This window comes from Clostridiales bacterium, assembly GCA_012512255.1.
Classification (GTDB): Bacteria; Bacillota; Clostridia; order Christensenellales; family DUVY01; genus DUVY01.
On record JAAZDJ010000032.1, the window covers coordinates 27682 to 39627 of the forward strand.

The 11946-nt window shown below is 44.5% G+C and carries 11 protein-coding genes; 8 read left to right on the plus strand and 3 right to left on the minus strand.

Going from position 1 to position 11946, the window contains the following annotated elements:
• Positions 1–50 precede the first annotated feature (50 nt).
• Positions 51–197: a hypothetical protein gene (locus tag GX756_01690; GenBank protein ID NLC16577.1), complete on the minus strand. Its 147-nt coding sequence runs from the start codon at positions 195–197 to the stop codon at positions 51–53.
• A gap of 272 nt (positions 198–469) precedes the next feature.
• On the opposite strand from GX756_01690, the gene gyrB reads away from it, so the two are divergent.
• A complete protein-coding gene (gyrB, locus tag GX756_01695; GenBank protein ID NLC16578.1) occupies positions 470–2398 on the plus strand; it encodes a DNA topoisomerase (ATP-hydrolyzing) subunit B in 1929 nt (642 codons plus the stop codon).
• Between the two features lie 29 nt (positions 2399–2427).
• The gene (gene gyrA, locus GX756_01700) at positions 2428–4932 is read left to right on the plus strand and encodes a DNA gyrase subunit A (protein ID NLC16579.1); all 2505 of its coding nucleotides are present in this window, start codon (positions 2428–2430) and stop codon (positions 4930–4932) included.
• Positions 4933–5036: 104 nt separating this feature from the next.
• Here the strand turns inward: gyrA and GX756_01705 are convergent, their stop codons facing one another.
• Positions 5037–5195, minus strand: coding sequence for a YjzC family protein (locus GX756_01705; GenBank protein ID NLC16580.1), 159 nt, complete (start codon positions 5193–5195; stop codon positions 5037–5039).
• A 214-nt stretch (positions 5196–5409) separates the two neighbouring features.
• On the opposite strand from GX756_01705, the gene argS reads away from it, so the two are divergent.
• The 4 genes from argS (at position 5410) to GX756_01725 (ending at position 8561) form a co-directional block, all read left to right on the plus strand.
• A complete protein-coding gene (gene argS, locus GX756_01710) occupies positions 5410–7143 on the plus strand; it encodes an arginine--tRNA ligase (GenBank protein ID NLC16581.1) in 1734 nt (577 codons plus the stop codon).
• A gap of 8 nt (positions 7144–7151) precedes the next feature.
• Positions 7152–7793, plus strand: a complete 642-nt coding sequence (locus tag GX756_01715) for a GNAT family N-acetyltransferase (GenBank protein NLC16582.1) — start codon at positions 7152–7154, stop codon at positions 7791–7793.
• Between the two features lie 65 nt (positions 7794–7858).
• Positions 7859–8119 carry a pro-sigmaK processing inhibitor BofA gene (locus GX756_01720; protein NLC16583.1) on the plus strand — a complete coding sequence of 87 codons (261 nt, stop codon included), beginning with the start codon at positions 7859–7861 and terminating at the stop codon, positions 8117–8119.
• Between the two features lie 13 nt (positions 8120–8132).
• Positions 8133–8561 carry a hypothetical protein gene (locus GX756_01725; protein ID NLC16584.1) on the plus strand — a complete coding sequence of 143 codons (429 nt, stop codon included), beginning with the start codon at positions 8133–8135 and terminating at the stop codon, positions 8559–8561.
• 6 nt (positions 8562–8567) lie between these two features.
• Here the strand turns inward: GX756_01725 and dnaA are convergent, their stop codons facing one another.
• Positions 8568–9953 (minus strand): chromosomal replication initiator protein DnaA, encoded by a 1386-nt coding sequence (gene dnaA, locus GX756_01730; GenBank protein ID NLC16585.1) that lies wholly within the window; start codon positions 9951–9953, stop codon positions 8568–8570.
• A 221-nt stretch (positions 9954–10174) separates the two neighbouring features.
• Here dnaA and GX756_01735 point away from each other — a divergent pair, with 221 nt between their 5' ends.
• On the plus strand, positions 10175–10489 hold the full coding sequence (locus GX756_01735; protein NLC16586.1) for a helix-turn-helix transcriptional regulator: 315 nt from the start codon (positions 10175–10177) through the stop codon (positions 10487–10489).
• Positions 10490–10505: 16 nt separating this feature from the next.
• On the plus strand, positions 10506–11946 hold a 1441-nt coding region (locus tag GX756_01740; GenBank protein NLC16587.1), incomplete at its 3' end, for a heavy metal translocating P-type ATPase.

Genomic DNA, 11946 nt, shown 5'->3' on the forward strand with positions numbered 1-11946 from the left:
CGCGCCTCAAAAGGCTAAAACCTTGGGGCGCGTTTTTTTATGCCCAAAATTTATACATCCTTAAGCGCCAAAAAGTATTTTTCTTTGGCGTCAATATACCTTAAAATCCTGTCGTTGACCTCGTCGGGAGCGCTATGGATAAGGCTTTTGTGCGCCTGGTCCATTTCTTTTTTTAAGTAATATATATCGTTTTGCAATATAAAAGACCGCCTTAATATTTTTATATATTATAAATTAAGTAATTTTTGCGCTTTTTATTCAACAATTGATTTTTGGGCGATTTAAGGCGCGAAATGGCGGATAATGTCTTTGTCGGGACAAAACTTTTCGCGCCAAAAAACCTTGTTTAAAGCCGTATTTTACAATATTGTGTTTTTAGATGCCCTTGATTTGCTTTTCGGTGGGGCTAATTTATGTTATAATAGGTATGTTGCTTTTTTTCAATAATTTAAAAGGACTGGAGCGTTATATGACCATAAAAAACTATACCGATGAAAAAAATGTTTATTCTTATGACGAGACCAAAATTCAAGTTTTGGAAGGGCTGGACCCTGTAAGGAAAAGGCCCGGAATGTATATAGGCTCTACAGACGAGCAAGGCTTGCACCACTTGGTTGTGGAAATAGTGGATAACAGCGTGGACGAGGCGCTGGCGGGATATTGCAATAAGATTGTTGTCAACCTTAACAAGGACGGTTCTTGCACCGTGGCCGATAACGGCAGAGGAATACCGACCGGCATACACAAAAAAGAAAAAGTCTCGGCGGTTGAGGTGGTTTTGACCAAGTTGCACGCGGGCGGCAAGTTTGGCCAAGGCGGTTATAAAGTTAGCGGCGGGCTGCACGGCGTGGGCTTGTCGGTGGTAAACGCATTGAGCGAATGGCTAGAGGTGGAGGTCCATCAAAACGGCAAAAAATATATTCAAAATTACAACCGCGGCGTTCCGCAAAGAAGCTTGCAAGAAATCGGCGAGGCCCAGGATACGGGCACAAATATAACGTTTATGCCCGACTCTGACATCTTTGAAACCACGGTTTTTTCTTACGATATATTAAAGTCAAGGCTTAGGGAAGTGGCCTATCTTAACAAAGGCCTTACCATAGAGCTCAACGACTTCAGGCCAGGCATGGAGCGCAGCGATACTTTTTATTACGAAGGCGGGATTGTCGACTTTTTGAATTATCTTAACCGCGCCAAAGAGACTTTGTTTAGCCAGCCTGTCTATATGGACTACGAATACGAGGAAGGGCAGGTGGAGATCGCTTTGCAATATAACGAAAGCTATAACGAGGTGATTTATACCTACGCGAATAACATCAATACCGAAGAAGGCGGAACCCACCTTATGGGTTTTAGAAACGCGCTTACCAAAATTATTAACGATTGCGGAAAAAAATTAAACATCTTAAAAGACGACGAAAAGCTCGCGGGCGAGGATGTGAGAGAGGGCGTCACCGCGATAATAAGCGTCAAGCTCTTGGAGCCGCAGTTTGAGGGGCAGACCAAGACCAAGTTGGGCAATTCCGAAATCAGAAGCCTGGTAGAGCGCGCCATGCATGAAGGTTTTGGCACTTTCTTGGAAGAAAACCCCAAAGAAGCAAGGGAATTGGTTTTGAAATGCCTTACCGCGCAGCGGGCCCGAGAAGCGGCTAGAGCGGCTAGAGAATTGACCAAGCGCAAATCCGTTTTGGAATCTTCAACCTTGCCCGGCAAGCTAGCCGATTGTTCGGAGACCGACCCGCAATTGTGCGAAATTTATATAGTGGAGGGCGACTCGGCGGGCGGCACAGCCAAGCAGGGCAGGGACAGGCGTTTTCAGGCCGTATTGCCGCTAAGAGGCAAAATTTTGAACGTGGAGAAGGCGCGGCTTGACAAAGTCTTGGAAAACAACGAGATAAAAAACATGATCACGGCGTTTGGTTGCGGCGTTTCTGACGATTTTGACGCGTCCAAACTAAGATACAACCGTATAATTTGCATGACGGACGCCGATGTGGACGGAAGCCATATAAGGATTTTGCTTTTGACATTTTTCTTTAGGTATATGCGCCCCTTGATAGAAAAGGGACATATATATATCGCGCAGCCGCCTTTGTATAAGGTCAGCCGCGGTGGCAAAGATGTCTATTGCTACAACGACGCCGAGCTAGAGGAGACTTTGAACCAAATGGGACGCAAAAACGTAGTCATCCAAAGATACAAGGGCTTGGGCGAGATGAACGCCGAACAGCTTTGGCATACGACTATGAACCCCGAAACGCGCACTATGCTGCAAGTTACCATGGAAGACGCGCTAGAGGCCGACGAGATGTTTTCTATCTTGATGGGCGAAGCGCCCGAGCTAAGGCGCCAGTTTATTGAGGATAACGCGACGCTTATCAAAGAATTGGATATATAATTTTAGGAAAAGGCTAGGTAGATAATTAAATGGCTAAGAAAAGACAAGACAATTCGTTGAACAAAGAAGAGTTTATTGAAACGCTAAAGAAAAGCAAAGTCAAAAAAGTTCAAATCAACGACGAACTAAAAAAATCATTTATAGCTTACGCGATGGCGGTCAATGTAAGCCGCGCCATCCCCGATGTAAGGGACGGGCTAAAGCCTGTCCAGCGCAGGATTTTGTATTCAATGCACGAACTGGGCTTGGACAGCTCCAAACCCCACCGCAAATGCGCGCGCATCGTGGGCGATGTCTTGGGCAAATACCACCCCCACGGCGACAGCGCCGTATACTTGGCGCTTGTGCGAATGGCGCAAGACTTTAGCATGCGCGTCCCGCTTGTGGACGGGCACGGCAACTTCGGCTCAATTGACGGCGATCCGCCCGCGGCTCAAAGATACACCGAAGCGAGATTGTCCAAAATAAGCGGCGAGCTTTTAAAAGACATAGACAAAGAAACCGTGGATTTTTATCCTAACTTTGACGAGACGCTGCAGCAGCCCGTCGTTTTGCCGTCTAAGTTCCCCAACCTTTTGGTCAACGGCTCGGACGGCATCGCCGTGGGCATGGCGACCAATATCCCGCCCCATAACCTAAACGAAGTTATTGACGGCGTGATTGCCCTAATTGACAATCCCGATATTACTATTGACGAGCTTATCCAGATTATCCCCGGCCCCGATTATCCCACGGGCGGCGTGATTATGGGCAGGGCCAATGTTCGCCACGCGTATAAGACAGGGCGCGGCGGCATCACGGTAAGGGCAAAATGCGAGATTGAAGAATACGCCCGCGCGCGGGACGGCGCGCCTACCAAAACCCGAATAATAGTGACGCAGTTGCCGCACCAGGTCAACAAGTCCAGGCTAATAGAACAAATAGCCGATCTTGTAAAATCCAAGCGCATAGAAGGCATATCGGATATACGGGACGAGTCCGACAGGCAAGGCATGCGCATTGTCATAGAGGTAAGGCGGGACGCCCAAGCGTCTATTGTTTTGAACCAGCTATACAAGCATACCAACTTGCAGGTTTCGGGCGGCATAACCTTGCTGGCGCTGGTAGGCGGCCAGCCTAAAATACTAAACCTAAAAGAAGCGCTTTATTATTATTTGGAACACCAAAGGGAAGTCGTTACAAGGCGCACCAGGTTTGACCTTCAAAAAGCCGAAGAAAGATACCATATAGTAGAGGGCTTGGTTATAGCGCTTGCCAATATTGACGAGGTTATCAAGATCATAAAAGGCAGCCAAGATAAGTTTGAGGCGGCCGATCAATTGATGAAGCGGTTTGTTTTGACCGACAAGCAGGCAAACGCTATCTTGGAGATGAGGTTGCAAAGATTGACCTCGCTGGAAGTTGAAAAACTTAACGAGGAGTTGGTAAGCCTGACCAATCTCATAAACGAGTTAAAGAGCATCCTCAGTTCAAAAGAAAAAATAGAAAGCATAATAAAAACCGAGCTGACCCAGATAAAGCAAGCTTACGGCGAGCCGCGGCGGACCGAGATCTCGCTTGACTATGGCGAGATTGATATAGCCGATATGATTGAAAAAGAAGACGTTGTCATATCAATGACCCATTTCGGCTATATAAAACGCCTGCCCGCCGACGAATACAAGCCCCAGCGCCGCGGCGGCAAGGGCGTTACGGCGCACAGGCCCAAAGAGGAAGACTTTGTGGAGAATATGTTTGTCACAAGCACGCATTCCGATTTGTTGTTCTTTAGCAACAAGGGCAAAGTTTACAGCCTAAAGGCTTACGAAGTGCCCGAAGCGCAAAGAATGTCAAGGGGAAGGGCCATAGTCAATTTGCTTGAGCTGGAAAACGACGAAAAGATTACGGCTTGCATACCTTTGGACGAAGACGCGACCAAAGGCAATCTTATAATGGCTACCAAAAACGGCCTTATCAAAAAGACCGCTTTGGAGGAGTTTGCCAAAATCAGAAGGGACGGCAAGATAGCCATAAAGCTGGTTGACGACGACGAGTTAATAAGCGTCCAGCTTACCAACGGCAAAGACCAAATTTTGGTCGCAAGCGCCCAAGGCAAATGCATAAGGTTTAGCGAAAAAGAAGTCAGGCTTATAGGCAGAGACACCCAAGGCGTCAAGAGCATTGATCTGGATAAGGGCGATTATGTCGTGGATATGACGGTTATCAAGCCCGGCTATGAGATTTTGACGGTATCCCAATACGGATACGGCAAGCGCGCTGATATAGAAGAATACAGGCTGCAATCGCGCGGCGGCAAAGGCATTAAAGCGGGCGTGTTTAACGAAAAGACCGGAAAGCTGGTCAACCTAAAACAAGTCTCGCCCGACGACGATATAATGCTTATCTCCAGCAACGGCATAATGATACGCATGCCCTGCCAAGACATATCCAAGATAAGCCGCGATACCCAAGGCGTAAGGCTTATGAAAATGGACAATGGCGGCGAAGTCGTATGCGTGGCGGTCGCAAGCGCGGACGAAGAGCTTGAGGGGTAATTTAAATCTTACAGGGCTGTTTTTAGGCGGCCCTTTTACATAAAAAGCAAAAACGAGCCTATAGGCTCGTTTTTGCTTTTTTTAATTTTCTTCCTTAACAAAGACTATTTTGAATAATACTGTCCTTCTTTGTCAGTCGGGGGAAATCTGTTTCCTTTTTCCATGGTAACATACGCGCCTGTGCCCTGGCCGTTGGTATCCATCAATTGATATTCGCCGGACTCGGGAGCGTTTTCACCAGGTTTCCATTTTTGATTGGGCATATTGGTCCTCCTAAGTTATTATAAATTTGTAAGGCAGTCGCCTTTATTTCAATACTTAGTATTTTCATTTATTCAAAATTTATTTATTTTTTGATAAAAAATTTTTTTGTTTTGCCCTTTTGCCGGCAAGGCCCGTCAATTGACATTATTTGCTTTAAAAGATATAATATTTTCATTTAATATTCCCAAAAAAATTCGGCAAGGACTATTTTAGATGGATTATAAACAATTAATTTCCCAACTCGTGTATGACAATCTTGAGGCTTTGGATTTGGGCCAAGAACAAATAAAAGAATACCTAAACACGCCGCCCCAGCCTGATTTGGGCGACTTCGCGTTGCCTTGTTTTAAATTGGCCAAGGCGTTAAAAAACTCGCCCATTAATATCGCCAATGATTTGGCCCAAAAGATTAATCAAAAACCTTTGCCCGAGGGGCTGGAAAAGGCAATCGCCGTCAACGGCTATCTTAACTTTTACCTTGACCGCCCAAAATTTATTGAAAATGTCGTTAACAAATATAAAAGCGGCGTTCCCAAAATAGACTTGGGGCAAGGCAGGGTTATCTGTATTGATTACTCGTCCATTAATATCGCCAAACACTTCCATATGGGCCACCTTTCTACCACGGCCATAGGCGGGTCGTTGTATAGGATTTTTGATTATTTGGGATACAAGCCCGTAGGCATCAACCATCTTGGCGACTACGGCACGCAGTTTGGCAAGCTGATTTGCGCCTATAAAATGTGGAGCGGCCCGCAAAAGCTTGAGCAAAACGGGCTAAACGAGCTGCACGAGCTTTATGTGCGCTATCACATGGAGGCAAAAACCCGCCCCGAGCTGGACGACATAGCGCGGGAGTGGTCCAAAAAGATAGAACAAAAGGACCCCGAGGCCCTAGACATATACCAAAAGTTCAAAGAAATTACCTTGGAAAATATCGGCAAGATTTATGAGAGATTGGGCGTTATTTTTGATTCTTATTTGGGTGAGAGCTTTTTTGCCGACAAGGTCGCGCCCGTCGTCCAAAAACTAAAGGAAAAAAACTTAATTGAAACAAGCGACGGGGCAAAAGTCGTCAATTTGGAAAAATACGACATGCCGCCGTGCTTGATATTAAGGAGCGACGGGACAAGCCTTTACGCAACTCGCGACCTGGCCGCCGCCATATACAGAAAACAAACTTATGATTTTTATAAATGTCTTTATGTGGTGGCCTACCAGCAAAATTTGCACTTTAGGCAGTTTTTTAAGGTTTTGGAGCTTATGGGATACGAATGGGCCAAGGACTTGGTGCATGTGTCATACGGCATGGTAAGCATGGAAGACGGGGCGATGTCCACAAGAGGCGGCAAGCTGGTAAAGCTTATGGATGTTTTGGATAAGGCCGTGCAAAAAATCAAGGACATAATAAAAGAAAAAAACCCAAACGCCGAGGACATAGACCAAACGGCCGAAGCCGTGGGCGTGGGCGCCGTGGTTTTTTCAAGCCTTTGCAATTCCAAGATAAAGGACATTGTTTTCTCTTGGGACAGGGCGCTGAACTTTGAGGGCGAATCCGCGCCGTATCTGCAATACACGCACGCTCGCTGCTGCAGCGTGCTGAAAAAATCGGGCGCGGACTATAATAATTACGCTTTGCCCAAAGACCTTCAGGACATCGCGGCCGACTTTGGCGCCAATATGGACGACAACACTTGGACGCTTATAAAAAACATAGACTCGTTTTTTGACAAAATTGTCTTGGCGGCGCAAGAATACGAGCCGTCTATAATAGCCAATGCAATTATAGACATAGCCCAAGGCTATAACAAATTTTATTTTGACTATAAAATTCTTGACGACAATCCCAAAATCCAAAAGGCGCGGCTGTTGATTACCTTGGCGGTCAAAAATTGTCTTAAGACGGGCATGGAATTGCTTTTGGTAAAACCCATAGAACAAATGTAGAAAAAATTATGGAAATAAAAAAACTAGATATTGGCTATTTTGACGAGGCGCTTGCGTTTTACCGCCAGCAAATTGACTGTTTGGAACGCAAAGAGTTTTTTTATCCCTATCAAGACGACGACATTAAAAACATCTTAAAAGGCGGGGGCATAATGGCCGCCGTTTTGGACAGCCAAGAAATAATAGGCATAAGCGCGGTTGACTTTGACAAAAAATACGGGCAAATCCTGAAAAAAATTATAAATACTTATTACCCGCATGTTATTAACCATAAAGTTTGCGAATATTCGGGCGTAATGACGCGCAAAGGCTATAGAAACCAAGGCGTAGCGAGCGCGCTATACGATTATTTGCTAAACAGCATAAAAGACAAAAAAAACATCTGTCTTTGCGCTGTCGTGCAGCTGGAAAACCAAGCAAGCCTTAATTTCTTCTTTAAAAGAAACTTCAGGCTGGCAAGCGTCAAGCGAAGTTTTGATATTGATTTTGGGTATTTGATAAAGTTTAACGACCGCGAAATTATAATTGACCAAACCGACCAAAAAATTATACATTGTCTGGACTATGACCGATACGAAAAGCTATTAAGCTTAGGTTATGTAGGCGCGGAGTTTTTTGATAAAAAAATCAAATTATGCAAAATTATATAATTTTTTGGAAATATTTTTTATTTTTTTGATATTCTAGATTTAGGACAAGCCAAGTATAATATAATATGTTTGTCTTTGTAATAGAAATAATAACTTCTATTATTCTAGGCTTGACTATTATTGTTTTTTCGTGCTGGCTTTTAAAAATCAAAAATAAGGGCCTATTCGGCGTTCTTATAAACGCCTTAATGGGCTGCTTGTTCCTTTTTGCCTTTAATCTTTTTGGGGTTATGGCTATCCCTATCAATCCGCTAAACGCTTTTATTTGCGCCGTTTTTGGCATATTTGGCGTAGTTTTGATATATCTTATAATAACATTTTTATAAATAGGGGATATGTATGAAAGACGATCAAGACTTTTTGGAATTTGACGAGGACGATTTCCTTGACAAGTTATACAAACAAGACGAAAGCGGCGATAGCTTGGCCTCGGATAATGTAACACAGGCGGCGGTAATAGACGAGGACCAAGGCGGGTTTTTGCAGACAATGGCCGATCAAGTAGGCGACGCGCCCCAAAAAACGCAAGACAAGTTTTCGCAGGCTATGGCCGATAAGGCGGACGACTTACCCGAACATATAATGGATGATAAGGCGGACGATACGCCAAAACAAGCGCAAGCTGCGGCTAATACGCCCGAACAAGCGCAAGCTGCTCGCGAGGCCTTGGAACAATCAATACAAGAACCCGAACAAACAAAAAAGAAACAAAAAATATCCCAAAAAACGACGGATTCGCCCAAAAAAATCAGGGCTTTTCAAAAATAAATATATTTATTTTTTGTAGATTAAATTCCTCAAATCCTGACAGGCTGTCTTAATGTGGGGGTTGTTTTTAAGTTCATTCGCGATTTTGTCGCGCGCGTACATAATGGTGGTGTGGTCCCTTCCGCCAAAAATTTGGCCTATCGTGGCAAGGGGCACGGATAATATCTCGGTGATAAGATAGATGCACATCTGGCGGGGATAGACAATTTCTTTGTTCTTCCGCTTGCCGAACAGGTCTTCCCTTGTCACCTTATAATATCTGCAGCAGGTGTCAATAATGGCATCAATGGACAATGTCTCGTTGGCTTCGCCCGGGCTTTCTTTTAGAACCTTGGCTGCAAGCTCTACCGTTAAGGGCTCTTCAAATAGTTTGGCGTGAAAATACACCCTTGTAAGATTTTCTTCCAATACCCTGACATTGGTGTCGTTTTGTTCGGCGATAAAGGCCAGCACGTCGTTGCTTATGTTATAATTTTGAAGCAAGGCCTTTTTTTGCAAAATCGCAAGCCTGGTTTCAAAATCGGGCGGCTGGATATCGGCTATAAGCCCCCACTCAAATCGGCTTCTTAAGCGTTCTTCCAAAGGGTTGATTTCTTTAGGCGGACGGTCGCTTGAGATAATGATTTGTTTGCCTTTGTTGTGCAAATCGTTAAAGGTGTGGAAGAACTCCTCCTGGGTGCTTGTTTTATTGGCGATAAACTGTATGTCGTCCACCATTAAGATATCTATATTGCGGTAACGGTTTCTGAAGTTAACGGTAATATTGCGGTCTTTGTTGCCCGAACGGATCGCGTCAATCAACTCGTTCATAAACCTCTCGGCCGTGACATACAAGACCTTTAGTTCGGAATGTTTGGACGTTATGTAATTGCCTACGGCGTGCATTATATGGGTCTTGCCAAGTCCCACGCCGCCGTAAATAAAAAGCGGGTTGTAAGAGTTGCCGGTATTTTCGGTAACAGCGCGCGCCGCCGCGTAGACAAACTGGTTGCATTTTCCCACAACAAAAGTGTCAAACGTGTATTTGGGGTTAAAGCTGCTGGATATGGGCTGTTCTATCGCTTTTGGGGAACGGCCCAAAAACTCTTCGGGTTTATTTTTAAACTCGTCTTTTTCGCTTGAGGTTATTATAAGCGAGGAAAGATGGGGGTATATCTTGGCGATAGCCGCGTCAATCTGTGCTTGGTAATTTTTGACTATTACGGCTTTGTTGGCGTTGGTCTCGCAAACCAAGACCAGCTTTTCGTCTTGTATGGTCAAAGGCTTCATCGTTTTTATAAACACATCAAAGCTGACAGCCGATATGGTTGTCTCAAGCTCTTGCAAGACCTCAGCCCACAAGCTATCATAATCCGTTTTTTCTTCTAAGATATCAAAATCAAACTCGTTCATGTTATCGTTAATATCCTCATAAATTCAAATACAACAAAAAACCAATTTTAAGGGGTAAGAGATATTATACTATTTAAGGCGTTTATTTTCAACTAAAAACGCCAGAGGGCTTTTTAAAAATTTTTATATATATTTATATTTGACACGCTTTTAGGTTTATGGTAATATTCTATATATGAATAGTTGTTCATATATTCAAATGTTTTTTATGAGGTGCAATTATGACAAGCGGTAATAAGATACCTTATAGCGACCGGACCATTGAAATTATGGCGGGGTTTTTAAAGGCGATGTCCGACCCCAACAGGCTTAAGATTATGGTTTTGCTGTCCGTATTTAAAGAGCTTAACGTGATAAGCATAGCGCGGAATTTAAACATGACGCATTCGGCGGTAAGCCACCAACTCAATATGCTCAAAAGGATGAGGCTTTTGGCGTCCAAAAGGGAAGGCAAAAATGTCATTTATTCTTTGGCTGACGACCATATTTATTCCATTATTAACGCCGCCGCCGATCACGCTTTGGAAATGCTTTAAAAACAGGTAAAAATTTATGAACAAAACATACAAGATAAAAAACCTAGACTGCGCCGTCTGCGCCGACAAAATCCAAAAGGACTTAAATAAAATATTCAAAAGAGCGTCTTTAAATTTTGCCGTTCAAAAATTATATATAGAAACCGACCAAAATTTAAACGAGTCCCAAATCCTTGATATAGTCAATAAAACCGTAAAATCTTACGAGCCGCAAGCGTCGGTTTACGACATATCCCAAAGGCGCGAGGACGCCAAGAAAAGCGTATTTACTTTGGGTTTATTGATAAAAATATCGGGCGCCGTTGTCTTAGCGGCGGCTTTTTGGTCGGAGCTTGCCAAAGCCTTGGACGGCTATGCCCTTTTGGCTTTGTATATTACGGCTTATCTTATGATCTCTTACAGCGTATTATATAGGTTTTTAAAGAACCTGCTGCGCTTGAGAATATTTGACGAAAACTTTTTGATGAGCATCGCCACCTTGGGCGCTTTCGCGCTGGGCGAATATTTTGAGGGCGTTTCCATAATGCTGTTTTACCAAGTAGGCGAGTTTTTGCAGGACTTGGCGGTCCAAAGAAGCCGCAAAAACATAAAATCGCTTATTGACAAACAGCAGCTGTTCGTGTCCGTAATTGACGGAAACAACAATATCAATATTGCCCATCCCGAAACGGTCAATATCGGCGACAAAATCTTGATTAAGGCGGGCGAAACGGTGGCTTTGGACGGGGTTGTGGCGAGCGGAAGCAGCATGCTTGACACATCGTCGCTGACGGGCGAAAGCTTGCTCGTGGCGGTAAAGGAAGGCGACGAGATCTTATCGGGCAGCATTAACCTACAAAACACCATAGTCGCCAATGTGTCGCGGCTATATAAAGAAAGCACGGCGTCCAAAATTATGGATTTGGCGGAAAAAGCCGCGTCCCAAAAATCCAAAAGCGAGCAGTTCATTACAAAGTTTTCCAAGATATACACGCCCTTAGTGGCGGGCGTCGCGCTATTTATAGGCGTTATCATACCTTTGGTTTTGGGGTTTGACGCCCAAAAATGGGGCGGGTTCGGCCGCGCGGCGCTTACCTTTTTGATAGTGTCTTGCCCTTGCGCGCTTGTGCTGTCTATCCCCGTCAGTTACTTTTGCGGCATAGGCGCCGCGTCCAAAAACGGCGCGCTGTTTAAGGGCTCCAATTATTTGGAAACTTTGGCCAATATTGACACCTTTATATTTGACAAAACGGGAACTTTGACGACCGGGGTTTTTGAGGTTGTCAAAATATTGCCCGCTAAAGATTATTCAGAAGAAGAGGTCTTGCGCTTGGCGGCCTTGGCCGAAAGTTACAGCCAGCACCCTTTGGCGCGCGCGGTTTTAAACAAACACTCAAAGCCCGTTAACATCTCGCAAATAATATCCCACAAAGACTATGCGGGCTTGGGCGTTAAGACCCAAACCAAAGATTATGCGA